Source organism: Mesorhizobium sp. B2-4-15 (assembly GCF_006658505.1).
Taxonomy (GTDB): domain Bacteria; phylum Pseudomonadota; class Alphaproteobacteria; order Rhizobiales; family Rhizobiaceae; genus Mesorhizobium.
In genome coordinates this window covers 92994-116038 of the sequence record NZ_VFUZ01000004.1, presented here as the reverse complement: position 1 = coordinate 116038, position 23045 = coordinate 92994, and the positions used below count along the sequence as shown (strand labels likewise).

Genomic DNA, 23045 nt, shown 5'->3' with positions numbered 1-23045 from the left:
GCCAGGCCCGCCTTAGGGCGCGCCCGGTACCAGCACCATATGCCGTGTCCGTCGCGACTGGACAATCCAGTTGTAGATGGCACCGCCGGCCATCAACACCGATGTGCCGACAAATACAGCCCGCATGCCGAAGTGACCGCCCACGAAGCCGCCGGACAGCGGCCCCGCGACCTGGCCGACATATTGCGCCGAAATCGCCAGCCCAAGCACGTTGCCGCCAACGCCGTCGGGAATGTTGTGGCGAATGACGCTGGTGATGCAGGGCAGCAGGCCGCCGAGCGCCAGGCCCATCAAGAAACGCAGGCCGATCAGTTGCCAGCCATTGGTGACGAAGGCCTGCGGAATGAGCAGCAGGGCCGAGACGGCCAACGCTCCTACGACGACATTCCAGTGGCCGACACGGTCGGCAAGCTTGCCAAGCCACGATGCCGACAGGATCGTCCCAAGGGCCGCCGCCGACATCACCACGCCGGCGACCATCGTCACGCGGCTCTGATCCTCGATGAGCTGCTGGACATAGACAGTGATGATAGGTTCGATCGACATGTTGGCGAAGGCAAGCAGCATGCCGGTCGCCAGCATGGCCACCACCGGGCGTTTGTCCGGGATCCGCGACCAGCCGCTTTTCGGCTTTGTGCCTGACGCCGACTTGGCGGGCTTCGGGCGCGGGTTCTCCTTGATCAGGAAGGTCGTCGCCAGGAAGGCAAGGAAGATAACGGCGCCGGACAACAGGAAGGTGGCGCGAATGCCGATCACCGGCGGCAGCGCGCCGCCGAGCAAGGGGCCGACCAGCGAGCCGGCCGTGATCCCGGCCGACAGGACCCCCAGCGCCCAGCCGGAGCGGTCCTTGGGTGTCTGCATGGCCACCAGAATGGTCGAACCGGAGGAATAGCCGCCGGCAAAGCCGATCAGCAGGCGCAGCAACACCAATTGCCAGACCGTCTCGACCATGCCCGTCAGCGACATGCAGATCGCCATGCCGAAGCTGGCGCGCACCAGCATCACCTTGCGGCCATAGCGGTCGCCCAGCCGGCCCCACAACGGCGCGACAAGGGCGGCGGCGAAAAAGGTGGCGCCATAGGCGATACCGGACCACTGCACGATCGCCGCATGGCCCTGGGCGCCGAGCTGTCCGACATAGAGCGGCAGGAAAGGCAACAGCAGCGTCATGGCGATGAGCGTGCTGAACGAGCCCGCAAAACAGACGGCGAGGTTGCGCCGCCAATGGATGTTGTGGCCGCTTTGTTGAGCGTCTTCCTGTGTCATGTCCTGCCTGCTCGATATCAGCACTTGTTGCGGATACCACTTTGGGATACCAGTTCGGTATCCGTCATGAACTCCGACCCGGCCGCTGTCAATGCGGGCTTCAGAAAAAGGGCAGCGCGATGTCGCAAATGCAGAATGTCGAACGACGGTTGCGCGAAATGATCCTGGGGCTCGAGATCGGTCCCGGCGAGAAATTGACCGAGCGATGGATCGAAGGCCGCTTCGGCGCCTCGCGCACACCGGTTAGGGCAGCACTGCTGCGGCTGGAAACCGAGGGCCTTGTCGGCAGGGACGGGCGCGGCTGGACGGTCTCGCCCATCAACCTGGCCGAGCTTGAGCAGATCGCGGTCTATCGCGAAGCGGTCGAGGTCGCGGCTCTGAGGCTGACATGCGCGCACGACGAAAGGAGCGCCCTCGACGTCATCGAGGCGATGCTCGATTCCTGCGACGAAAACACTCGTCGCGAGGAATGGCACCGTGTCGGCATGGATTTTCACATCGAGCTGGCGCGGCTGTCGGGCAACGAATTCCTGTTCAGGGCGGTGCGCGATGCCATGACGCGCCTGTCGCGTGCTCGCTGGCTGGAGGTGCGCGACGAAGCCGCCCTTGGCCGCGCCTGGGCCGAACATCGCGCCATTCTGGCGGCAACACGGCTTGGCGACGCTGATGAAGCCGCGCGCCGGCTTTCAGCCCACATCATCGGCAGCCGCGACCGGCTGGTGACGTCGCTTGCCAACGATCGGCGCGGTCTTCGCGCCAGAGGATTTGCAGTCGTCCCCGCTTAGCGGCCTTGGACGGGCAGGGCACTCGCCGGGCAAAAAGGCGGTGTCCGGACGCGGAGCGCACTTTCGGCCTCGCTTCGTGGGCGCCGATAGCGTAAGAGCGGCGATGGAAAACAACCGATTTGAAACGCCCGTGACCGTCAAGTCCGTCACGGCAGGAAGCACTCAGCTCTTGCGTTCGGCGAGGGAGGCTTCCGATTACCTCCTCAACAGCTGGCCCGGCAAGCGCAGTCCCAAGCATCGCGCGGCACTTCAGGCCTGCCACGACGCGCTGGCCGGCGATAAGCCGGCCATGAATGCCCGGCGCGCCTTCATCGCCGCGGCGCGTGAAGTGGACGTATTCATCAGCGACAAGGCGCCCGCCTGACGCAGCGCGACATGCGTTAAGACGGAGCCGGCAATCGCGGGCCTGTTGCCGTCATTCCCCTGTTTCGGCTTCGACCTTGGCCTCGGGCTTCGACCGCTCCCGCGCGGCAACCTTGGCCGCCAGCTTCTCGGCCTTTTTGGCCGCCTTCTGCCGGTCGCGTTCCTTGCGTTCCTGATCGTAGTTCGGTGCTCGCGCCATATCGGCTCCCTTTGACCTGCCTTGCGGCTTTGAACCTGCCTAGGAGCATTAGCCGTCAAACACAACAGCTGAAACGACAGTGCGTGGGTGCTGACGTCGAAGATATGCCGGGGCCTTGCCAGACGGGCGCCACAATGATGTAGGAAACGCCAGGGCGCCAGCGTCTTGAGAGCTGCCCGTTTGATCAAGTGAACCATGGCCACAATTGCGCGGACGTCGGCAAAGGTCTTCTATTATGCGCGAAACGTTGCGCGCGATGCCGTTCCGCAAGCATTGTTCCGACGCAGGCTGGGCATTCGCCTGGAAAAGGCGAGGCTTTCCGATGAGGCGGCGCGCCGGCGGTTGAACTACTACAATCAGCTGCAGGATGGTTTCACGCCAAGCGCGAATGCCGTGCGCGTCGGCAAGCTGCCCTTCACGCCGACCATGTACTATTACGACCTGAAGGAATTTGCCCGCTACTTCGATCCCGGATTGCTCATCGACCTGGAGTTCGGCGACGTCAGGAATGTGCCGAAGGTGCCGTCGATCGTGAAGGACCGGCCGATCCGTGATGACGACAAGAACGCGGTCATCATGAAGCTCGACAAGTTTCGTCACTTCCAGATGCCGGCCGACGCCATTTCGTTCACCGACAAGCTGCCTGCGGTGGTCTGGCGCGGTGATCTCAACAATCCGATCAGGACAAGATTCCTGAAGGCTGTGCGTGACCTGCCGTTTTGCGATGCCGGCTCGCACAAGCCGAACGCGCCAGCCGAATACGCCAAGCCCTTTCTCAGCATCAGCCAGCATCAGCGCTATCGCTACATCGTCTCGCTCGAAGGCAATGACGTGGCGACCAATCTCAAATGGATCATGAATTCGAAGTCGCTCTGCCTGATGCCGCCGCCGACCTATGAGACGTGGTTCGCGGAGCGGCTGCTCGAGCCCAATGTCCATTATGTACCGCTTGAAGCGGATTTCTCGAACCTGGCCGAACATGTGGCCTATTTCGAACGGCACCCGGCGAAGGCCGAGCGCATCATCGCGGCCGCCAACGCTTATTGCCGGATATTCGACAACGAACAGACGGAGCAGGCGGTCTCGCTGCTGGTGCTCTACAAATATTTCGTGCTCAGCGGCAGATCAAGCCCGATGCCGAGATCTGGCGTTACATAGTGGGCTAGTTACCGGCGACACTGGCGTCGGCGCCATTGGTCTCGCTTTTGGATGACACCGGATCGCGAAATGCCTGGCACAATGACGTGTGTGGATGGCGCAGGAACTAACTCAGCTGCCGGGTGTTTTGGTCGCGTTTGTCCTGATATCAACGTGGTACGATGGCCACCATAAAACGAACGACGCAGAAGGTTTTCTACTATGCGCGAAACGTCATGCGCGATATCGCCCCCCAGGTCCTCTTCCGACGACGGCTGGCGGCCCGCCTGGAGCAGGCCAGGCTCTCGGATGAGGCCGTGCGCCGGCGGTTGAATGACTACAACAAGCTGCAGGGCACCTTTATGCCAAGCCCGGATGCGGTGCGCATCGACAAGATGCCGTTTGAGCCGAGCATGTACTATTACGACCTGAAAGAGTTCGCCCGCTATTTCGATCGGGCATTGCTCCTCGACCTGGAGTTCGGCGACGTCAGGCATGTCCCGAAGGTGCCGACACTCGTGAAGGATCGGCCGATCCGCGCCGACAACAGCAACGCGGTCATCCTGAAGTTCAACAAGTTCCGCCACTTTTACATGCCGGACGACGCGGTCGCCTTTGCCGACAAGCTGCCGATCGTGATCTGGCGCGGCGATCTCAACAATCCGATCAGGACACGGTTCCTGGACGCAGCGCGTGACCTGCCTTTCTGCGACGTGGGTTCGCATAAGCGAAGTGCACCGGCCGAATACAGCAAGCCCTTTCTCAGCATCAGCCAGCATCTGCGCTACCGCTACATCGTCTCGCTCGAGGGCAATGACGTGGCGACCAACCTCAAATGGATCATGAATTCCAACTCGCTCTGCCTGATGCCGCCGCCGACCTATGAGACATGGTTCGCGGAGAGCCAACTCCAAGCCAATGTCCACTATGTGCCACTCGATCCTGATTTCGCCGATCTCGGCGAAAAGGTGCGCTATTTCGAAGCGCATCCGGCGGCGGCGGAGGGTATCATCGCCGCAGCCAACGCCTATTGCCGCAAATTTTCCAATGAACGAGACGAGCAGGCGATCTCCCTGCTCGTGCTCTACAAATATTTCGTGCTCAGCGGTCAGATCGAACCCGACCCCGAACTCTGGCGGTTCATCGAAGGTTAGGCGTCAGGCGCCTTCGGTGAGCCGCAGTGGCTGCAATCGCGGCTGGGCTGCAATAAAACCGTCACTGCCGGCCTATATTGAAGTCGGCTCAGGTGTTCCATTTCAGGCCGCCGGCCAACATTTGGGGCGCCGTCCGGGAACCGACAGGGCTTGCAAGCGGAGCAGCTGACATGACCGAGCTAAAACAGAATTCTCCCGCCAAGGACTGGCTCGAAGCCGAGCTCGCCGACACGCTCGACGAAGATTATGAACTCGAAATGTCGGAGCCGGCGCTGTCGATGGAGATCGCCAAGATCTACAAGAACTCGCATCCGCCTTCGATCGATCGCATGCAGTATTTTCGCGACCTGATCACCTTGCAGTCCGAATTGATCAAGCTCCAGTCCTGGGTCGCCTACCACAAGAAGAAGCTGGTGGTGATTTTCGAGGGCCGTGACTCCGCCGGCAAGGGCGGCGTCATCAAGCGCATCACCCAGCGGCTCAATCCGCGCATCTGCCGTGTCGTGGCGTTGCCGGCGCCGACCGAGCGCGAGAAGTCGCAATGGTATTTCCAGCGCTACGTCCCGCATCTGCCCGCAGGCGGCGAGATCGTGCTCTTCGATCGCTCCTGGTACAACCGTTCCGGCGTTGAACGGGTGATGGGCTTTGCCTCGCACGACCAGGTCGAGGAGTTCTTCCATGACGTGCCGGAGTTCGAGCGCATGCTGGTGCGCTCGGGCATCACTGTGGTCAAATACTGGTTCTCGATCACCGATGAGGAACAGCAGATGCGCTTCCTGATGCGCATCCATGATCCGATGAAACAGTGGAAGCTGTCGCCCATGGATCTCCAGTCGCGTGTGCGCTGGGAGCAATACACCAAGGCCAAGGAAGAGACCTTCGCCCGCACCAACATTCCCGAAGCGCCGTGGTTCATCGTCGAGGGCAACGACAAGAAGCGCGCGCGGCTCAACTGCATCGATCATCTGTTGAAGCAGATGCCGTATGAAGATGTGCCGCACGAGGAGATCACACTGCCCGAGCGCGTGTTCAACCCGGAATACGAGCGCCAGGTTCTGCCGCGCGAACTTTACGTGCCGGAGAAGTATTGAGGCGCAAGGGGCAGCGCCGGCATCAAGGACGGCTTTTCACTCCTGCACCCTCCAAATCCACTGGTAGCTTGTCGCTACTCTTCGACGGTTGCGCTGCCCCTCATTGGCCTGCCGGGCATTTCTCCCCGTATAGTGACGGGGAGAAAGACGCTTGCACCCGCGGGTTTCGCCAATGACCGGAGTCGCGGCTATGCCCGCTCGATGACCACATGCATGGCGTGCGGCGAAGCGACCTGTTCGCTGCATCGGTAGCCGAGTTTCGGCAGGTCGAGGCCAGCCAGAAGGTTTTCGCCAGCGCCGAGTAGCACAGGCGAGATCGCGAGATGCATCTCGTCGATAAGTTTCTCCTGCAGATATTGCCTGATCGTCGCGACGCCGCCACCGACCCGCACATCCTTGCCATCAGCCGCCGCCTTCGCTTGCTCAAGTGCCGAATGGATGCCCTCGGTGACAAAATGAAAGGTCGTGCCGCCTTCCATGACGACAGGCTCACGCGCATGATGCGTCAGCACGAAGACCGGCACGTGATAGGGCGGATTGTCGCCCCACCAGCCTTTCCAGCTGTCGTCGGGCCATTCGCCGCGGATCGGTCCGAACATGTTGCGGCCCAGGATCCATGCGCCGACATCTTCGAAGCTCCGCGCCGCGAAATCCTCGTCGACGCCCGTGGCGCCGCCTTCCTCGCCGAACATCTTGCGGAAGGTGCGGGTGGTGAAGGCCCATTTGTGCAGCGCTTTCCCACCAACGCCGAGCGGATTCTCCAAGTCCTGGTTTGGACCGGCGCCATAACCGTCGAGCGATAGGGTGAATGCATTGACACGCAGCCTTGACATGAAACCTCCTCGATCGTCAGTTGTGTTTTGCAAGCAGATTTTGTAGCAAACTGATTGCGAATTGCAAGTGGTGTCTTTGGCGATGCAAAGACGCGTGTCCGGACCTCGCGGCCAAGCTCGACGATCGATTCGGATGGCAAGCCGCCGTCGGGGCAACTGCCGTACCAACTCATTCGCCGGTGATTTCCATGAAGCGGATATGGTTGCTGAACGGGTCGATGACCTCGACCGTCAGCCGCCCGTCCTCATCTTCCAAGCCGGGTTTCATATAGCGGTAGTTCTTACCCGCAAGCTCCTCGTGGAAGTCGCGGATGCCCTTCATGTAGACAACCATGTTGCCGCCCGGCGTCGCGTCGCCGGCGTGTTCGGACAGGTGCAGGACAAGATTGCCACGCGACACCTGCGTGTACAGCGGGAAGTGGTCGCCGTGGCGGTGTTCCCAGTCCACAGTGAAACCGAGGAAGCCGAGGTAGAATTCGTGCGCCTTCGCGACGTCGAAGATGCGCACGATTGGCGCCGTCCGTTCGAAGATGACCGTCTCCTGCCTCGCGAGCGGCGCTTCGATCTTTGCCGACAGGATATTCCAGTTCGCCAGTCCGAACTGGCGCGCGACGATTTCCAGGGCCTCGCTGTGGCTGATCGTCAGGTCGCGGTCGGCAAGCGCGTCCCGCATGGCTTTCGCCATGGTCTTGGCATCGCGATAGGCAAGCATGTCCGTTTCCTCGGGTCACGGCGAAGTCTTCGTCAGTGCCCGCATTGCCGACGCCTTCGCCCGACGGTGAAACGGGTCAGGAAGCATCCTCTGGAGGCGTTCGCCATGCCTCTTGGCGAGGTGCGGGCTGCCGGCCGCCTCCGGCCATGCGGCATCATAGCCGCAACCAGCCCACCTTGTCAGCGGGAATTCGCCAGAGATGACAGCCGGCTCCGAAGCGTGTCATGGCAAGACCTGGAAGGTCGCGGTGCGGGCTGCGAAGTTACCCCTTCAGCATCACGGCCACTTCGGGCGCGAAATAGGTCAGGATGCCGTCGCAGCCTGCACGCTTGAAGGCGAGCAGCGATTCCAGCATCGCCTTCTCGCCATCGATCCAGCCATTGGCGCCCGCTGCCTTGATCATCGAATATTCGCCCGAGACCTGGTAGGCGAAGGTCGGCATCTGGAATTCGTCCTTCAGCCGGCGGATGATGTCGAGATAGGGCAGGCCGGGCTTGACCATCAGCATGTCGGCGCCCTCGGCGAGGTCCTGCTCCGCCTCGCGCACCGCCTCGTCCGAATTGGCGTGGTCGATATAGTAGGTCTTCTTGTCGCCCTTGAGCAGGCCGGCAGTGCCGACCGCCTCGCGATAAGGGCCGTAGAAGGCCGAGGCGAACTTGGTCGCGTAGGACATGATCGCCACGTCCTGAAAGCCGTTGGCGTCGAGCGCGTCGCGGATGGCGCCGATACGGCCATCCATCATGTCGGATGGCGCGATGATATCGGCGCCCGCCGCCGCCTGGATGACGGCCGCCGCCGCGACCTGTTCCACCGTTTCGTCGTTGACGATGATGCCGTCGCGCAGGATGCCGTCATGGCCGTGGCTGGTGAACGGATCGAGCGCGGCGTCGGTGATGACGCCGATCTCGGGCACTGCGTTCTTTATCGCGCGGGTGGCGCGGTTGATGATGTTTTCCGGGTCGAGGATATGCGAGCCGGTCTGGTCGCGCAGGCCGAGTTCGACATTGGGGAAGGTGGCGAGTGCCGGAATGCCGAGCTTGGCCGCGCGTTCGGCCTCCTTGACGGCAAGGTCGACCGACAGGCGAAAGACGCCTGGCATGGCGGCGATCGGCTCGCGCACATTATTGCCCTCGACGACGAAGATCGGCCAGATGAGGTCGTCGACCGAAAGCCGGTTCTCCTGCACGAGCCGGCGCGACCAGTCAGCCTTGCGCATGCGGCGCAGGCGGCGGCTGCCGGTGACGTCGTCGACGCTGCGCGCGCCGGCTGGTTTTGTCGGGGTGAATTTGTTCATTGCCAAAACTCCGGATAGCCTGCTTTTACCACGAGCCCGTGGCGCTGACCAATGCGACACGTTTGTGCCAGCTTTTCGTTTCTCCGTTCACGGAGAAAGTGCCGGCACGCGGATAGGGGCCGCGGACTTCTCAAGGCTGCCCGTTGCCGGACAGAATCTGCGCCGCACCGCTGATGGCCACACGAAACGCCTCGTCGAAGCTGACGCCACGCACCTGCCAACGATAGGTCTTGCCGTGATCGGCCAGTCGCCAATCGGCGATCCAGCCGAGCTCTTTGTCGCTCCATACGATGCTGCCGGCGAGCGCTTGGGTGCCACCGGTCTGTTTGGCCAGTCGGTCCAGCCTTGCCATATCGGCGGAGCCCAGCGCTGTTTCGCCCAGGCCGGCAAGCTGCGCAGCCTCCGGAAACACGACATGCATCAGCGTTGGACCGGCGGCATTGGCGAAGGATTCGCGCATCGTTTCGCCACGCTTTTCCTCGGCGCTCAGCACGAAATGCCGAGCGCCCTGTTCGGTGGCGAGAAAGATGGTGAGCGTCGGCCGCTCACCAAGCCAGGGTTTGCTGCCAAGCGACGCCAGCACCTTGTCGAGGATATCAGGCTTGTAGAGGCAGGTGAGATCGTGTGGCCGGTCGTGCGTGCCTTGCTCGTCATGGATCGGAATGCCTTCCAGCCGGTCGCGGTAGCGGAAGGAATCGACGAAGCTGCCAGCCTTGTCGCGCAGATCCGCCATGTCTGGTTTCTTCAGCAGCCGCTGATCGCCTGAAACCCTGACCAGAACCCGGTCCAGGCAGTCTCTGAAGCCTATCTGGCGGTTCGCTTCGCCTTGGCCGGTGACGATGGTCTTCGACTGGTAGAGTTCGTCGGCCGTGACGGCGAATGCGGCGCGCGGTGCAAGGCCAGCGATCACAAGTCCGATCGTGAAAAGCGCGGTACGAATCAATCCGGACATGCCCAACTGTCCCCGATGCCATCTGCGTGCTTAATATCGGCGCGTCGCTTTGAATGGCGGTGATCTTCGTAGCATCGGCTGCCGCCAGCCGCCAAGACCGCGGCGAAGAGGCTGCTGCCATTGACGCACCCATGCGCCGCCTTTAGCACTTCAGTCCCGCAGGCGCGGGGAAGGGATTCTCTGGCGATGGATTTTGGTGGAGGCGACGAAATTCGCTTCGAACGGTTGGGCAGAGCTGGTGCCGTGACGCTGACACGGCCGCAGGCGCTCAATGCCGTCACCCATCTCATGGTCAAGGCGCTGGGCAAGGCGCTGCATGCCTGGGAGCGCGATGACGGCGTGGACGTCGTCGTCGTCAAGGCAGAGGGCAGGGCGTTTTCGGCCGGAGGCGATATCCTCCACATCTACGAAGCCGGCCGGGCTGGAAAGCCGCCGGTCGAGTTCTTCGCCGATGAGTATCGGCTGAACGCCCGCATCAACAGCTTCCGCAAACCCTATGTGGCGCTCATCGACGGCATCGTCATGGGTGGTGGCGTCGGCATTTCCTTTCACGGCTCGCATCGGGTGATGACCGAGAACGCCCAGTTCGCCATGCCGGAGGTCGGCATCGGTTTTTTCCCCGATGTCGGCGCCAGCCATTTGCTGCCCGATCTTGGCGGCTCCTTCGGCATGTATCTGGCGCTGACCGGCAACCGTATCCGCTATGGCGATGCGCTGTGGTCGGGTCTGGCAACCCACACCATCAAGGCCGAGGACCAGACGAGCTTCCTCGACCGGCTGGCGCTGACTGGCGATCCGGAATCGGTGCTGCGTGGTTTCCTTGTTCCGGCGAAGCGGGAGACCGAAAGGCCGATCCTGGAAGCGATATCGCGCCATTTCGCCCAGCTGTCGCTGCAGGATGTCATCGACAGCCTGGACCGCGCGGCAAGCACCGACGAATTCGCGGCAAGGACGCTGGCGACGATCCGCACGCGCTCGCCGACCAGCCTTCGCGTCGCCTGGCGGCAAATCAGCGCCGGGCTGACATTGTCGATGGACGACTGCGTGAAGATGGAGTTCCGTATCCTCAACCGCATGCTTGCCGGCCACGATTTCTACGAAGGCATCCGCGCCGCCATCATCGACAAGGGATCGAAGCCGCAATGGCGGCCGGCAAGTCTCGATGCGGTCCGTGAGGCCGATATCGATGCCTATTTCGCCCCGCTCGGTGAACGGGAACTCCTGACATGAGCGAAGTGACGTCGAGACGCGTCGTGCTTCAGCCATCGACGGTCGAGGTGATCTTCGCCTGGTTCCAGCGCGTCATCGCGGGCTACTGCCTGCTCTTCGGCATCCTGTACTGGATCAAGCTGATCGGCTTCTATCCAGGCTCGCTGTGGCGCTTCGACCTCATGCCGGTGCACTGGCAGGTGGCGACGGTGATGCTCGCCGTGTTTTTTCCCTTCGCCGCCGCGGGGCTGTGGATGCTGGCCTCCTGGGGCCCGGTGATCTGGTTCATCTGCGCGGTCACCGAGACCGTCATGTATGCCGGTTTTCCCGAGCTTTTCGGCCATCGGCTGCTGATCGTCGTCTCGCATGCGGCGGTGGCGCTGCTCTACATCGTCTTTCGCGTCGTCATCTACCTGCAGAAACGCCCCGTACGGCACTAAGCCTTTGCGGCCATTGATGACTTGGCGGCCGCCTGAATCCAGCCCCGCGATCATTGCCTAAATCTTTAGGTTAATCATCCTTGCTCGGGTGACCGTTCGTTAAGCCTCTTTCGAAACCTCTTACCGGTAAGCTCTTGTTAGCCCTAGCGTTTAAGTCGAATTTTATGAGTATTCGATAGTGTCGCGATCAAGGTGAAAAACAAAAAATCACCAGGGCGACAAACGAGAGGCAAAGACAATGATCAATTCGCGTCCGGCGACGAAGACCGCCAACGTATCCGACGATCGCCGCGAGGCTATCCGTTCCCTGTACATGGAATCGCTGCAGCTGGTCGAGCGGTTGCACCGCCGTCTGCTTGACGTGATCAAGGACGAATTTGACCGCAACGGCCGTTCCGACATCAATGCCATCCAGGCGCTGCTGCTCTTCAACATCGGCAATTCCGAGCTGACCGCCGGCGAGTTGCGCTCGCGTGGCTATTATCTCGGCTCGAACGTATCCTACAATCTGAAGAAGCTGGTCGATCTCGGCTTCATCAATCACCAGCGCTCGCGCATCGACCGCCGTTCGGTCCGCGTTTCTTTGACGCCGAAGGGCAACGAGGTGGCGGATGTGGTCGCCGGCCTCTATGAGCGCCATGTCGGCTCGATCGAACAGGTCGGCGGCATCAACACCGACGAGTTCAAGCAGATGAACCGCGCCCTGCAGCGGCTCGACCGCTTCTGGAACGACACCATCGCCTACAGGATGTAAGGCGCCACACAGATCCGGCCCGCGCCACAGAAGCGCGGCCGAAACAGCGACCTCCAGTCAGGGCCGGTGCCGAAAAGCACCGGTCCCTTTCTTTTCAGAGCGAAGGCCGGTCAGATTTGGGCGCAAGGCCACGTTGCCGCCATATTCCAGTGGAACCGAGGATCGCAGTGATGCAGTGGTGAGGGCCTTGCGTCCACCTGCAACCGTGTCGCGCTCGTGCGTTTATCGCCAACGTGATACGGACCATGGTTGGCTAATTGTTAAGATTGCCAATTTTAGAGTGCGGGCGAGATCGCCCGGTGATCAACGCAGCAAAGTGATCGAACCGCTACAAAAATGTCTGGAACGTCCATGATAACCAGCCGCCGTTTTTTCCTTTCCGGAGCATCGTTGCTCGCTGCCGCCATGGTGGCCGGGCGTGCGAATGCGCAGGATGTAATCGGGGATATCTTGAAATCCTCGGCGCGCGGCAACTGGGACGACCAGTTCGACGCCCGCGCCAGCGAAGGCGGCAAGGTGGCCTCGACATTGCCGATTTTCAGCCCGCAGACGGTCGCCTTCACCGAGCAGGCCGTCGCGCAATATCAGAACATCGTCGGCCAGGGTGGATGGCAGCCGGTGCCGGACACCAAGAAGCTGCAGCTCGGCGTTGACGACCCGGATGTGGTGCCGCTGCGCAAGCGCCTGATGATTGCGGGCGACCTGTCGCAGAATGCCGGCATCTCGACGGCTTTCGATTCCTATGTCGACTCGGCGGTGAAGCGCTTCCAGCTGCGCCACGGCCTTCCCGCCGATGGCTCGATGGGCAAGTACACCTATGCCGCGATGAACGTTTCGGCGCAGATCCGGCTTGGCCAGTTGCAGACCAATCTGCAAAGGCTGAAGGAGAAGGCCGGCACACTCGGCAATCGTTACGTGCTGGTCGACATTCCGGCGGCTCAGATCGAGGCGGTCGAGAATGACCGTGTCGTGCTTCGCCACACGGCAATCGTCGGCAAGATCGATCGCCAGACGCCGATCGTCAATTCGAAGATCAATGAGATCATCGTCAATCCGTACTGGAACGCGCCGGTGTCGATCGTGCGCAAGGACATCATTCCGCTGATGCGGAAGGATCCCAACTATCTGAAGAACAGCCATATCCGCCTGTTCGCGCCGGATGGCGGCGAAGTCGATCCGATGAATGTGGACTGGTCGACGGATGATGCGGCCAAGTACCGGTTCCGCCAGGATCCGGGCTCGGAAAACGCCATGGCTTCGGTGAAGATCAATTTCCCGAGCCCGGATGGCGTCTATATGCATGACACGCCGCAGCAGAGCCTGTTCGGCAAGATGATGCGCTTCGATTCCTCGGGCTGCGTGCGCGTCCAGAACGTGCGCGACCTCGTCACCTGGATCCTGCGCGACACGCCCGGCTGGGACCGCCAGCATTTCGAGGCGGCGATCAAGACCGGCCAGAACACGCCGATCCAGGTCACCAATCCGGTGCCGGTGCACTTCCTCTATCTCTCTGCCTGGTCGACGGGACCCGGCGTCGTGCAGTTCCGCGACGATATCTACGCGCTTGACGGCGCCAGCGAGCTGCAGATCACCTCTTCGCTCTAAGGGATTGATTATTTTAACAAAAGGCTGCCTTCGAGGCGGCCTTTTGTTTTGCCGAGGACGTGTTTCAAATCAGTCTCTAGTCGACCAGCCGCACTGCCGCCTTGACGCAGTTGACGGTCTTTGCCGCGCGGCGCCTTGTCTGGACGCGAGACCGACGATTGCGCATGGTTCGTGAAACAGCCGGAATCGCGCCATGCAAGCCGCTATCTTTGTCCTCCTAGTGCTCGTCTTCGTCGCCGTTTCCGGCGCATTGGTGCGCCTGGTGCGCGTGCCGCTGCCGGTGCTGCAGATCGCGATAGGCGCCGCACTTGCCTGGCCCGTGCGCGGCATCCATATCGAGATCGATCCGGAACTGTTCCTGCTGGTGTTCATTCCGCCGCTTTTGTTCAGCGATGCCTTTGGTGCGCCCAAGCGCGAGCTGGTGGCATTGCGCTGGCCGATCCTTGCCCTTGCCATAGGCCTCGTCTTCTTCACCATCGTCGGCTTCGGCTATGCCTTGCACTGGCTGGTGCCCAGCATTCCGCTGGTCGTTGCGTTCGCCCTTGCCGCGGTGCTGTCGCCGACGGATGCGGTGGCTGTCTCCTCGATCGTCGACAGGAACGTCGTTCCGGCGCGGCTGATGCATATCCTGGAAGGCGAGTCGCTGCTCAACGACGCATCGGGTCTCGTCATGTTCCGCTTTGCCGTCGCAGCAGCGCTTACCGGCAGTTTTTCCTTGGCCGCCGCCTCGCTGAGCTTTCTCTATGCGGTGGCGGTCGGCATCCTGGCCGGCGTCGCGGCATTGTTCGTCGCCGCCAAGGCATTGCAACTGCTCGACCGCATCGGCGGCGTGCCTGCCGAGGCGCAGGTGCTGATCACCATCCTGCTCCCCTTCGTCGCCTATCTCGGCGCCGAGCACTTCGGGGCCTCGGGCATCCTGGCCGCCGTGACCGCTGGCCTCTTGACCGGGAGCACCGGCATATTCCGCTTTCTCGGTGTCTCGGCGCGCATGCAGACGATCTCGCTTTGGACGACGTTTTCCTTCGTCTTCAACGGCGCGCTGTTCATTGTGCTCGGCCTGCAGCTTCCCGAAATCATCCGCAAGGTGCCGCCGGAACTCACTGGCCACTATCCTGTCATCCAGCCGGTGTTGACCGTGGTCGCGCTGACCTTGTGCCTCATCGCGCTCCGCTTCGTCTGGATCTGGATTGGCGACATCGCGGCGGCGCTCGCCGCACGGCTCGGGAAGCACAAGGCCGAGCCATTCGGCCTGCGGGTGCGGCTCGCGGGATCGGTCGCGGGCGTACGAGGTGCCATCACGCTGGCCGGCATATTGTCGCTGCCGTTGGCCCTGCAGGATGGTTCGCCATTTCCCGCGCGGGACTTGGTCATTTTTCTCGCCGCCGGCGTCATCATCTGCTCCCTGGTCATCGCCAGCCTTGCCTTGCCGGTGATCGCGCGCGGGCTGATCGGGCCAGGCGAAGACTCCGGAGCCGCTGAGGAGCGCATGGCGCGTGTCGGCGCGGCGAAGGCGGCAATCGCCCGTCTTGAGAGCATCGCGCAGACGGATGAAGGGGAGGGCGATGTGCCTGGCGCCAGGCTCGCCGCCGCCAACGGCATTGTCGCTGCCTACCGGCGACGTATCGCTGCGTCCGACGAGGCCGACGAAGCGCGCGCCGAAGTGCGCGAGGCAGGCAGGCTGGAGGTCGACCTGAGGCTCGCCGGCATCGCCGCCGAGCGTGACGCCTTGCGCGCCATGCTTCGCCGCGGCGAGATCAACGACCACACGGCGCAAGCGCTGTTCACCGAGACCACGCTTACGGAAGCTCTTTTGAACGGCAGGCAGATGCGGAAGTAGGACTGGCGACGCTCTGCTGTCATGAATTTGCTGCCTCTGCCGCAAACCGGCCAGCAAATTTCGCGCTGCAAACGTGGCGGGTTGAAAACAACTGTGTTAATGGCGCGGCGAACTCAATGCATGTCGCCCAAAAGTGTGCAGCGGTTTTGGGACAACGACATACTCAAAACAAAAACTGACCTCGAACCCTGGGGAATTCAGGCCATGGCAACAGCAGCGGCAGCGTCGAACAAATTCGAATCCTTCTTCGAAACCACGCTGGAAGATGCCGATCCGGAGATTTTCGGCGCCATCCGCAACGAACTCGGTCGCCAGCGCCATGAGATCGAACTGATCGCCTCGGAAAACATCGTCTCGCGCGCCGTGCTCGAGGCGCAGGGGTCGATCATGACCAACAAATATGCCGAGGGCTATCCGGGCAAGCGCTACTATGGCGGCTGCCAGTTCGTCGACGTCGCCGAGGAATTGGCCATCGAGCGGGCGAAAAAGCTGTTCGGCTGCAACTTCGCCAACGTCCAGCCGAACTCGGGCAGCCAGATGAACCAGGCGGTGTTCCTGGCGCTGCTGCAGCCTGGCGACACTTTTATGGGCCTCGATCTCAATTCCGGCGGCCATCTCACCCACGGTTCGCCGGTCAACATGAGCGGCAAGTGGTTCAAGGTTGTGTCGTATGGCGTGCGCAAGGACGACCATCTGCTCGATATGGACGCGATCGAAAAGACCGCGCATGAGACCAAGCCGAAGCTGATCCTGGCCGGCGGCACTGCCTATTCGCGCATCTGGGACTGGAAGCGTTTCCGCGAGATCGCCGATGCGGTCGGCGCCTATCTGATGGTCGACATGGCGCATATTGCGGGCCTCGTTGCCGGTGGCGTGCATCCCTCGCCACTGCCGCACGCGCATGTGGTGACCACCACCACGCACAAGTCGCTGCGCGGCCCACGTGGCGGCATGATCCTTTGCAACGACGAAGACATTGCCAAGAAGATGAATTCGGCGGTGTTCCCCGGCCTGCAGGGCGGCCCGCTGATGCATGTCATCGCTGCCAAGGCAGTGGCCTTCGGCGAGGCGCTGAAGCCGAGCTTCAAGGTCTATGCCGAGAGCGTGGCCGCCAACGCCAAGGCGCTGGCCTCCAGCCTCAAGGAAACGGGTCTCGACATCGTTTCCGGCGGCACCGACAACCATCTGATGCTGGTCGACCTGCGTCCCAAGAACGCCACCGGCAAGCGGGCCGAGGCAGCCCTTGGCCGCGCCAACATCACCTGCAACAAGAACGGCATCCCGTTCGACCCGGAAAAGCCCTTCGTCACCTCGGGCGTGCGGCTGGGCACGCCCGCCGGCACCACGCGCGGCTTCGGCCAGGCCGAGTTCCGGGAGATCGGCAAGCTGATCGCAGAAGTGCTCGATGGCCTCAAGGTCGCCAATTCCGACGAGGGCAATGCCGCGGTCGAGGCGGCGGTCAAGGCCAAGGTGGTGGCGCTGACCGATCGCTTCCCGCTCTATCCTTATCTCGGTTGACCGGACGCGAAGCGTCATCTTTTATCCGCCGCGGTGCATCACCCCTGATCGGGTGATGCATGGAACCGGAGAATCGATGATGCGCGAATTTCGTTTTACCTTGCTCGGCGTTGTCGGCTGGCTGGCCGTTTGCGGCGCCGCGTTGGCGCAGACCCAGCCCGCCCCGGACCTGCCTGCCACCAGCACCTTCGGCCGATGGACAACCCTCGTCGATGCGCTCGACACCGGCCAGGATGCTCGCAAGACCTGCGCGGCTTCGACGGCGTTCTTCGATGCGAGTGGCAATTCGGGCACGCTGACACTGTCGATTTCGACCGGCGATGCCCTGCCGCCTGACGCTTATCCGGCCGTCATGCTGACCATCGACAATCGCAACCTGCCGACCGGCGACAAGATCGCGGCGACTTTCGGCGATCCGGGCGTCAAGGTTTCGGCTACGGTCTCTTCCAACGATGCCGTCAACGGCCACCCGAGCTGGACGATCGACAATCAGGCCAAGACCAGTCTCGCGCTGCTGCGTGCCATGCGCCAGGCCACCTCGCTCGATGTGGCCTTCGGCAAGGAGGCAGTCGCCAGCATTCCGATGGACGGCTTCACCAAGGCCTACCGCAACCTCGGAACATCCTGCGGCTTTCCAACCAAGGACGTCGCGCCGTGATGCGGACGGCCGGATGGGAGTGGGGCTGCGAATGGCCTTGCATGAAGGGGTCTGGTCGGCGGCTGGTTGCCGCGCTGGCAATCTTGCTTGCGCCTCGCTATCTCTGATGCGGCGGGCCGTCGAAGAAACGGAACTGCTTCAATCCCGACCGGAAAGGCTCTAAGCCTTTCGCCTCATCAGATTCGCGAACCCAAGGCTTCTCATGCGTTGTCCCTATTGCCAGTCCGAAGATACGCAGGTGAAGGATTCGCGTCCCGCCGAGGATGGCGCGGCGATCCGGAGGCGGCGTGTCTGCCCCGACTGCGGTGGCCGTTTCACCACCTTCGAACGCGTGCAATTGCGCGATCTGGTCGTGGTCAAGAAATCAGGCCGGAAAGTGCCGTTCGACCGCGACAAGCTGTTACGCTCGGTCGAGATCGCGGTGCGCAAGCGCAATGTCGATCCTGAACGCATCGACCGCGCGGTGACCGGCATCGTGCGCCAGCTCGAAAGCTCGGGCGAGACGGAAGTGGCTTCCGGCGAGGTCGGCCGGCTGGTCATGGAAGCACTGAAGTCGCTCGACGACGTCGCCTATGTCCGCTTCGCTTCGGTCTACCGTAATTTTCGGGAGGCCAAGGACTTCCATGAGCTGCTGGGCGAACTGAAGGGCGACGAAGACAAGAGCGAAGAGGACGCCGGCTGACCATGGCAGCACCGCAACGCAGCGAGGCCGAACAAGCTGCCCTTGATCGCCGTTTCATGGCCGCCGCTCTCCGGCTTTCGCGCAGGAATGCGGGCAGGACCTCGACCAATCCGTCGGTCGGCACGCTGATCGTGCGCGACGATGGCGCGGGGCCGATGATCATCGGCACCGGTGTCACCGCGATCGGTGGCCGCCCGCATGCCGAGACCGAGGCGCTGGCCGAGGCTGGCGAATTGGCGCGCGGCGCCACCGCCTATGTGACACTGGAGCCCTGCGCCCATCACGGCCGCACGCCGCCTTGCGCCAATGCGCTGGCCAATGCCGGCATCGCGCGCGTCGTGGGTGCTGCGAGCGATCCCGATCCGCGTGTCTCCGGCAAGGGCTATGCCATCCTGCGCGCCGCCGGTGTCGAGGTGGTCGAGAAGGTGCTGGCGGCGGAAGCCGCCGAGCAGATGGCCGGTTATCTCATTCGCTCGCTCAGGAAGCGTCCGGAAGTGATTCTGAAGCTTGCGCTTTCCAGCGATGGCAAGATTGGCAGGGAAGGCGCCGGCCAGGTCGCGATAACAGGCGATATCGCGCGCCGCGAAGTCTACATGATGCGAGCCGAGGCCGACGCCATTCTGGTCGGCATCGGCACGGCGCTGGAAGACGATCCGGCGCTGACGGTGCGTTTGCCTGGGCTGGAGAACCGTTCGCCGGCGCGCATCGTGCTCGATCGCCAGATCAGGCTGCCCGAGGGATCGAAACTGGTTCTGGGCGTGGATCGCGTGCCGCTCTACGTCGCCGCTTGCCTGGAGGCAGATCCACGGCGCCGGGCGGCGCTCGAACGGGCCGGCGTGCGCTTCATCGGCACCGAGACGCACGAGGGCGGCGTCGCATTGCCGGAACTGCTCGAGGATCTGGCGGCGCTCGGCATGGCTACTGTACTGGTCGAAGGGGGCGCCAAGGTAGCCAACGCTTTCCTGGCCGATGGGCTGGTCGACCGCGTCGTGCTGTTCCAGGGGCCGGAAGCGATCGGCGATGACGGCATTGCATCGCCCATCGATGCTGACCATATCCCGGCTGGCTTTCGCAGGTTGCGCGAGATGCAGTTCGGCGAAGACAGCTACGCCGAGTGGGTAAGAGACCTCTAGGGATCAGCATCGATGTTTACTGGAATTGTCACCGATATCGGCACCGTCGCGGCCGTCAAGCCGCTGAGCGAAGGCATCGGCTTACGCATCGATACCGCCTATGACCCCGAGACCATCGCCATTGGTGCTTCGATCTCCTGCGGCGGTGTCTGCCTGACGGTCACGGCGTTGCCCGACAGCGGCTCGAACGCGCGCTGGTTCGAGGTCGAAGCGTGGGAAGAAGCCTTGCGGCTGACCACGGCCTCGGGCTGGAAATCAGGCACGCGGATCAATCTGGAGCGGGCGCTGAAGATCGGCGACGAATTGGGCGGCCACATCGTGTCTGGTCATGTCGACGGCACCGCCGAGATCGTCGAGCGCAAGGATGAGGGCGACGCGGTGCGCTTCACGCTGGAGGCGCCGCGCCATCTCGCCAAATTTATCGCGCCGAAAGGCTCCGTCGCGCTCGATGGCACCTCGCTCACGGTCAACAAGGTCGAGGGCACTCGCTTCGACGTCCTGTTGATCCACCACTCGCTGACCGTCACCAGCTGGGGCGAGCGCAAGGTCGGCGACCACGTCAATCTCGAGATCGACACCATGGCCCGCTACGCGGCGCGGCTGGCGGAAGCGGCCAAAGAGGGGCTTTGAACGTCACCGGCCTGACCCTCTACCTCGACTTAGTCAGATTAATCGCGATGATTAATCTGATTGTGAGGTTCGGATGGACACCAAGGTAATCACCGCTCACCTTCCGCTGCCGCTAGCGGAAAAGGTAGATCAAACTGGCTGCTCGCCTTGAGCGCCCGCGCGGCTGGATTGTCAAACAAGCTCTTTCTGCGTGGGTGAATTTGAAGGAAGAGCGCCGAGGGCTTACGCTGGAAGCCCTGGCCGATGTGGACGCAGGACGGGTCATAGACCATCAAGCCGTGCAGGCATGGGCTGAGAGTCTTGGCACCGAAAAGCCGCTGCCGGTTTCGAACCACGCGAGGCGCGCCGCATTTTGGCAGGCAGCCACGAAATTCGTTACGAAATGCAGGGCATGACAATCTCCGTGTTGCGCCTATGGCATACGCGGGAGGATCGACAGGGCAGGCGTCCATAGAGCAATCTTCTGCTTGCGATCAATCCGGCTTCGGCCTAAGTCACCGGCAACCCCCCGGAGACTTTTATGGCTGGTATATCCCAACACGGCAAAGCCTTCATTCGTCCGAAGGCTAAGGCGCATCTGCTCATCGTCGAAGCACGCTTTCACGACGATCTTGCCGACGCGCTGCTGGAAGGCGCGACAAGCGCGCTCGATGAAGCGGACGCAACCTATGACGTTATCACCGTTCCCGGCTCGCTGGAGATTCCCGCGGTGATCACCTTCGCGCTAGACGGCGCCGCCGAGGGCGGCACGCACTATGACGGCTTCGTTGCGCTCGGCACCATCATCCGCGGCGATACCTATCATTTCGACATCGTCGCCAATGAATCCAGCCGCGCGCTCATGGACCTGTCCGTGCAGGACTCCGTCTGTGTCGGCAACGGTATCCTGACCACCGAGAATGACGCGCAGGCGTGGACCCGGGCAAAGCGCTCGGAAGGCGACAAGGGTGGTTTCGCCGCGCGTGCGGCTTTGACCATGATTGCCCTCAAGGAACAACTGGGAGCGCGATCATGAGCGAACCCGCTTCACCCGGCCAGCCCGCGGCACGCCAGGCCAACAAGCGCGGCGCCGCTCGGCTTGCCGCCGTGCAGGCTCTCTACCAGATGGACGTGGCCGGTAGTGGTGTCTTCGAGATCACCGCCGAATATGAGGCGTTTCGCCTCGGCAAGGAAGTCGACGGCGCGCTCTATCGGGAGGCCGACGCGCAATGGTTTCGCGCCATCCTTACGGGGGTCGTCGAGAATCAGAAGACCATCGATCCGATCATTCGCCAGGCGCTGACGGATGACTGGCCATTGTCCAGGCTCGATTCGACATTGCGCGCCATGCTCCGTGCCGGCGTGTATGAGTTGATGAAGCGCGAGGATGTGCCCGTTGCCGTCATCGTCACCGAATATGTCGACATCGCCAAGGCCTTCTACGAGGAAGACGAGCCGAAGCTGGTCAATGCCGTCCTGCACCGCGTATCGCGCCGGGTGCGCGGCGAGGGACGTGGCAAGGACGCATCGTGACGGCCATTGCTGTCGAGACGGGCAGGGAAGGGCGACGCACCGCGTTGATCCTCGCCGCCTCGCAGGCGGTTATCGGATCGGCGGCACCCATCGCCATCTCCATGGGCGCGCTGGCCGGGCAATATCTGCTCGGCGCCGACAAATCGCTGGCGACAGCGCCAATCACCGGCTTCAACCTTGGCGTGGCGCTCGGCGCTCTCCCCGCCGCGGCGATCATCCGCCGGATGGGCCAGCGCGGCGGCTTCATGACCGGAACCGTCGTCACCGCGCTTGGCGGTCTCATTGCCACCCTGGCGCTTTTCCACGGCAGTTTCTGGATTTTCGCGTTCGCGCTGCTCGTGATCGGCATCGGTGGTGCCTTCGTCCAGCAGTTCCGCTTCGCCGCCGCCGATAACGCGCCGCCGGAGTTCAAGGCGCGCGCCATCTCCTTCGTGCTGGCCGGCGGCATCGTTACCGCCATCCTTGGGCCGCAAATTGTCATCTTCACCCGCGAATTGTTCGCGCCGGTGATGTTTGCCGGTTCGTTTGCATCTATCTTGGTGCTGGCGGCCGTCGGCGCCGCGATCCTGTCGCTGCTGAGATTGCCGACAAAGACCGCCGCCAAGGTCGACGTTGCCGACAGCGATGCCAGGCCTTTAGTCGAAATCATCACGAAGCCGCGCTTTATCGCCGCGTTGTCTTGCGAGGTCGGCAGTTACGCGCTGATGAGCTTCGTCATGACTGGCGCGCCACTGGCCATGGTCGGCTGCGGCCTGTCGGAGGACAATGCGACGCTCGGCATTTCCTGGCATGTCATGGCGATGTTCGCGCCGAGCTTTTTTACCGGCTCGCTGATTCATCGCTTCGGCGCCGAGCGCATCGTGGCGGCAGGTCTGGTCCTGCTCATCGGCTGCGCCATCGTCGCCTTGTCGGGCTTGGCATTATGGCAATTCTGGACGGCGCTGATCCTGCTCGGCCTTGGCTGGAATTTCGGTTTCATCGGCGCCACCGCCATGGTCGCGGCCAGTTACCGGTCCTCTGAAAAGAGCAAGGTGCAGGGTTTCCACGATTTCGTCCTGTTCGGCTCGGTCGCCTGCGCGTCGCTGCTCTCGGGCATGGTCTATAACACCTGGGGCTGGACGATGCTGAACTGGATGATCTTTCCGGTCACCGTGCTGTGCTTCGTCGCGCTCGGTGCGCTCAAGCTGACAAATTTACGCAAGGCCAACGCCTGATCCAGATTGCTGTCGCCCTGACAGGATGCTGTCGGCATGCTTCGGGCCGAACGCGCCGCGTCGAACA

At 62.4% G+C, this 23045-nt stretch carries 24 protein-coding genes and 1 pseudogene; 19 read left to right on the top strand and 6 right to left on the bottom strand.

Annotated features, from left to right (window positions below):
- Positions 1 to 12: 12 nt before the first annotated feature.
- Positions 13 to 1266 (bottom strand): multidrug efflux MFS transporter, encoded by a 1254-nt coding sequence (locus FJ930_RS06660; RefSeq protein ID WP_141836153.1) that lies wholly within the window; start codon positions 1264 to 1266, stop codon positions 13 to 15.
- 119 nt (positions 1267 to 1385) lie between these two features.
- On the opposite strand from FJ930_RS06660, the gene FJ930_RS06655 reads away from it, so the two are divergent.
- Positions 1386 to 2051, top strand: coding sequence for a GntR family transcriptional regulator (locus FJ930_RS06655; RefSeq protein WP_141836150.1), 666 nt, complete (start codon positions 1386 to 1388; stop codon positions 2049 to 2051).
- 103 nt (positions 2052 to 2154) lie between these two features.
- Positions 2155 to 2415 carry a DUF982 domain-containing protein gene (locus tag FJ930_RS06650; RefSeq protein ID WP_140610007.1) on the top strand — a complete coding sequence of 87 codons (261 nt, stop codon included), beginning with the start codon at positions 2155 to 2157 and terminating at the stop codon, positions 2413 to 2415.
- Positions 2416 to 2466: 51 nt separating this feature from the next.
- Here FJ930_RS06650 and FJ930_RS06645 read toward each other — a convergent pair whose 3' ends face one another.
- Positions 2467 to 2613 carry a hypothetical protein gene (locus FJ930_RS06645; protein ID WP_140692699.1) on the bottom strand — a complete coding sequence of 49 codons (147 nt, stop codon included), beginning with the start codon at positions 2611 to 2613 and terminating at the stop codon, positions 2467 to 2469.
- Positions 2614 to 2808: 195 nt separating this feature from the next.
- On the opposite strand from FJ930_RS06645, the gene FJ930_RS06640 reads away from it, so the two are divergent.
- The 3 genes from FJ930_RS06640 to ppk2 all read left to right on the top strand — a co-directional run bounded on the left by FJ930_RS06640 (position 2809) and on the right by ppk2 (position 5995).
- Positions 2809 to 3771, top strand: coding sequence for a glycosyl transferase family 90 (locus FJ930_RS06640; protein WP_246676820.1), 963 nt, complete (start codon positions 2809 to 2811; stop codon positions 3769 to 3771).
- 161 nt (positions 3772 to 3932) lie between these two features.
- Entirely contained in the window at positions 3933 to 4904 is a 972-nt protein-coding gene (locus FJ930_RS06635) for a glycosyl transferase family 90 (protein ID WP_141836147.1), read from the top strand.
- A gap of 170 nt (positions 4905 to 5074) precedes the next feature.
- Positions 5075 to 5995, top strand: a complete 921-nt coding sequence (gene ppk2 / locus FJ930_RS06630; protein WP_140738537.1) for a polyphosphate kinase 2 — start codon at positions 5075 to 5077, stop codon at positions 5993 to 5995.
- 188 nt (positions 5996 to 6183) lie between these two features.
- Here ppk2 and FJ930_RS06625 read toward each other — a convergent pair whose 3' ends face one another.
- From FJ930_RS06625 to FJ930_RS06610, 4 genes are all read right to left on the bottom strand, one after another.
- On the bottom strand, positions 6184 to 6828 hold the full coding sequence (locus tag FJ930_RS06625; protein ID WP_141836145.1) for a dihydrofolate reductase family protein: 645 nt from the start codon (positions 6826 to 6828) through the stop codon (positions 6184 to 6186).
- Positions 6829 to 6997: 169 nt separating this feature from the next.
- Positions 6998 to 7540: a glyoxalase superfamily protein gene (locus FJ930_RS06620; RefSeq protein WP_141836142.1), complete on the bottom strand. Its 543-nt coding sequence runs from the start codon at positions 7538 to 7540 to the stop codon at positions 6998 to 7000.
- A 262-nt stretch (positions 7541 to 7802) separates the two neighbouring features.
- A complete protein-coding gene (hemB, locus tag FJ930_RS06615) occupies positions 7803 to 8834 on the bottom strand; it encodes a porphobilinogen synthase (RefSeq protein WP_141836139.1) in 1032 nt (343 codons plus the stop codon).
- 130 nt (positions 8835 to 8964) lie between these two features.
- On the bottom strand, positions 8965 to 9786 hold the full coding sequence (locus FJ930_RS06610; RefSeq protein ID WP_141836136.1) for a DUF2066 domain-containing protein: 822 nt from the start codon (positions 9784 to 9786) through the stop codon (positions 8965 to 8967).
- Positions 9787 to 9972: 186 nt separating this feature from the next.
- On the opposite strand from FJ930_RS06610, the gene FJ930_RS06605 reads away from it, so the two are divergent.
- From FJ930_RS06605 to FJ930_RS06535, 14 genes and pseudogenes are all read left to right on the top strand, one after another.
- Positions 9973 to 11016: an enoyl-CoA hydratase/isomerase family protein gene (locus FJ930_RS06605; RefSeq protein ID WP_141836133.1), complete on the top strand. Its 1044-nt coding sequence runs from the start codon at positions 9973 to 9975 to the stop codon at positions 11014 to 11016.
- The gene (locus FJ930_RS06600; protein ID WP_140609986.1) at positions 11013 to 11435 is read left to right on the top strand and encodes a DUF6163 family protein; all 423 of its coding nucleotides are present in this window, start codon (positions 11013 to 11015) and stop codon (positions 11433 to 11435) included. The genes FJ930_RS06605 and FJ930_RS06600 overlap by 4 nt, the downstream gene beginning before the upstream one ends.
- 238 nt (positions 11436 to 11673) lie before the next feature.
- On the top strand, positions 11674 to 12189 hold the full coding sequence (locus FJ930_RS06595; RefSeq protein WP_140738558.1) for a winged helix DNA-binding protein: 516 nt from the start codon (positions 11674 to 11676) through the stop codon (positions 12187 to 12189).
- 351 nt (positions 12190 to 12540) lie between these two features.
- Positions 12541 to 13794, top strand: coding sequence for a murein L,D-transpeptidase (locus FJ930_RS06590; RefSeq protein ID WP_140738561.1), 1254 nt, complete (start codon positions 12541 to 12543; stop codon positions 13792 to 13794).
- Between the two features lie 193 nt (positions 13795 to 13987).
- Positions 13988 to 15631, top strand: a complete 1644-nt coding sequence (locus FJ930_RS06585) for a Na+/H+ antiporter (protein ID WP_141836130.1) — start codon at positions 13988 to 13990, stop codon at positions 15629 to 15631.
- A 204-nt stretch (positions 15632 to 15835) separates the two neighbouring features.
- Positions 15836 to 17149, top strand: coding sequence for a serine hydroxymethyltransferase (glyA, locus tag FJ930_RS06580; RefSeq protein ID WP_015318249.1), 1314 nt, complete (start codon positions 15836 to 15838; stop codon positions 17147 to 17149).
- Between the two features lie 79 nt (positions 17150 to 17228).
- Positions 17229 to 17807 carry a hypothetical protein gene (locus tag FJ930_RS06575; RefSeq protein ID WP_181763309.1) on the top strand — a complete coding sequence of 193 codons (579 nt, stop codon included), beginning with the start codon at positions 17229 to 17231 and terminating at the stop codon, positions 17805 to 17807.
- A 202-nt stretch (positions 17808 to 18009) separates the two neighbouring features.
- Positions 18010 to 18489, top strand: a complete 480-nt coding sequence (gene nrdR, locus FJ930_RS06570; protein ID WP_010915593.1) for a transcriptional regulator NrdR — start codon at positions 18010 to 18012, stop codon at positions 18487 to 18489.
- Between the two features lie 2 nt (positions 18490 to 18491).
- Positions 18492 to 19622, top strand: a complete 1131-nt coding sequence (gene ribD, locus FJ930_RS06565) for a bifunctional diaminohydroxyphosphoribosylaminopyrimidine deaminase/5-amino-6-(5-phosphoribosylamino)uracil reductase RibD (RefSeq protein ID WP_141836124.1) — start codon at positions 18492 to 18494, stop codon at positions 19620 to 19622.
- A 12-nt stretch (positions 19623 to 19634) separates the two neighbouring features.
- A complete protein-coding gene (locus tag FJ930_RS06560) occupies positions 19635 to 20252 on the top strand; it encodes a riboflavin synthase (RefSeq protein WP_141836121.1) in 618 nt (205 codons plus the stop codon).
- Between the two features lie 73 nt (positions 20253 to 20325).
- Positions 20326 to 20572: pseudogene (locus FJ930_RS30295) on the top strand (ribbon-helix-helix domain-containing protein); the annotation flags it as partial.
- Between the two features lie 200 nt (positions 20573 to 20772).
- Entirely contained in the window at positions 20773 to 21267 is a 495-nt protein-coding gene (gene ribH, locus FJ930_RS06545) for a 6,7-dimethyl-8-ribityllumazine synthase (protein ID WP_140738575.1), read from the top strand.
- Positions 21264 to 21764 carry a transcription antitermination factor NusB gene (nusB, locus tag FJ930_RS06540; protein ID WP_141836118.1) on the top strand — a complete coding sequence of 167 codons (501 nt, stop codon included), beginning with the start codon at positions 21264 to 21266 and terminating at the stop codon, positions 21762 to 21764. Before ribH ends, nusB begins: the two co-directional genes overlap by 4 nt.
- Complete coding sequence (locus FJ930_RS06535) at positions 21761 to 22978, top strand: MFS transporter (protein WP_141836115.1); 1218 nt, start codon at positions 21761 to 21763, stop codon at positions 22976 to 22978. Before nusB ends, FJ930_RS06535 begins: the two co-directional genes overlap by 4 nt.
- The last annotated feature ends 67 nt before the right edge of the window (positions 22979 to 23045 follow it).

What these genes read in the sequence shown, in the direction of transcription:
- FJ930_RS06660 (WP_141836153.1), bottom strand. Translation starts at nt 1,266, where the DNA reads ATGACACAGGAAGACGCTCAACAAAGCGGCCACAACATCCATTGGCGG.
- FJ930_RS06655 (WP_141836150.1), top strand. Translation starts at nt 1,386, where the DNA reads ATGTCGCAAATGCAGAATGTCGAACGACGGTTGCGCGAAATGATCCTG.
- FJ930_RS06650 (WP_140610007.1), top strand. Translation starts at nt 2,155, where the DNA reads ATGGAAAACAACCGATTTGAAACGCCCGTGACCGTCAAGTCCGTCACG.
- FJ930_RS06645 (WP_140692699.1), bottom strand. Translation starts at nt 2,613, where the DNA reads ATGGCGCGAGCACCGAACTACGATCAGGAACGCAAGGAACGCGACCGG.
- FJ930_RS06640 (WP_246676820.1), top strand. Translation starts at nt 2,809, where the DNA reads ATGGCCACAATTGCGCGGACGTCGGCAAAGGTCTTCTATTATGCGCGA.
- FJ930_RS06635 (WP_141836147.1), top strand. Translation starts at nt 3,933, where the DNA reads ATGGCCACCATAAAACGAACGACGCAGAAGGTTTTCTACTATGCGCGA.
- ppk2 (WP_140738537.1), top strand. Translation starts at nt 5,075, where the DNA reads ATGACCGAGCTAAAACAGAATTCTCCCGCCAAGGACTGGCTCGAAGCC.
- FJ930_RS06625 (WP_141836145.1), bottom strand. Translation starts at nt 6,828, where the DNA reads ATGTCAAGGCTGCGTGTCAATGCATTCACCCTATCGCTCGACGGTTAT.
- FJ930_RS06620 (WP_141836142.1), bottom strand. Translation starts at nt 7,540, where the DNA reads ATGCTTGCCTATCGCGATGCCAAGACCATGGCGAAAGCCATGCGGGAC.
- hemB (WP_141836139.1), bottom strand. Translation starts at nt 8,834, where the DNA reads ATGAACAAATTCACCCCGACAAAACCAGCCGGCGCGCGCAGCGTCGAC.
- FJ930_RS06610 (WP_141836136.1), bottom strand. Translation starts at nt 9,786, where the DNA reads ATGTCCGGATTGATTCGTACCGCGCTTTTCACGATCGGACTTGTGATC.
- FJ930_RS06605 (WP_141836133.1), top strand. Translation starts at nt 9,973, where the DNA reads ATGGATTTTGGTGGAGGCGACGAAATTCGCTTCGAACGGTTGGGCAGA.
- FJ930_RS06600 (WP_140609986.1), top strand. Translation starts at nt 11,013, where the DNA reads ATGAGCGAAGTGACGTCGAGACGCGTCGTGCTTCAGCCATCGACGGTC.
- FJ930_RS06595 (WP_140738558.1), top strand. Translation starts at nt 11,674, where the DNA reads ATGATCAATTCGCGTCCGGCGACGAAGACCGCCAACGTATCCGACGAT.
- FJ930_RS06590 (WP_140738561.1), top strand. Translation starts at nt 12,541, where the DNA reads ATGATAACCAGCCGCCGTTTTTTCCTTTCCGGAGCATCGTTGCTCGCT.
- FJ930_RS06585 (WP_141836130.1), top strand. Translation starts at nt 13,988, where the DNA reads ATGCAAGCCGCTATCTTTGTCCTCCTAGTGCTCGTCTTCGTCGCCGTT.
- glyA (WP_015318249.1), top strand. Translation starts at nt 15,836, where the DNA reads ATGGCAACAGCAGCGGCAGCGTCGAACAAATTCGAATCCTTCTTCGAA.
- FJ930_RS06575 (WP_181763309.1), top strand. Translation starts at nt 17,229, where the DNA reads ATGCGCGAATTTCGTTTTACCTTGCTCGGCGTTGTCGGCTGGCTGGCC.
- nrdR (WP_010915593.1), top strand. Translation starts at nt 18,010, where the DNA reads ATGCGTTGTCCCTATTGCCAGTCCGAAGATACGCAGGTGAAGGATTCG.
- ribD (WP_141836124.1), top strand. Translation starts at nt 18,492, where the DNA reads ATGGCAGCACCGCAACGCAGCGAGGCCGAACAAGCTGCCCTTGATCGC.
- FJ930_RS06560 (WP_141836121.1), top strand. Translation starts at nt 19,635, where the DNA reads ATGTTTACTGGAATTGTCACCGATATCGGCACCGTCGCGGCCGTCAAG.
- ribH (WP_140738575.1), top strand. Translation starts at nt 20,773, where the DNA reads ATGGCTGGTATATCCCAACACGGCAAAGCCTTCATTCGTCCGAAGGCT.
- nusB (WP_141836118.1), top strand. Translation starts at nt 21,264, where the DNA reads ATGAGCGAACCCGCTTCACCCGGCCAGCCCGCGGCACGCCAGGCCAAC.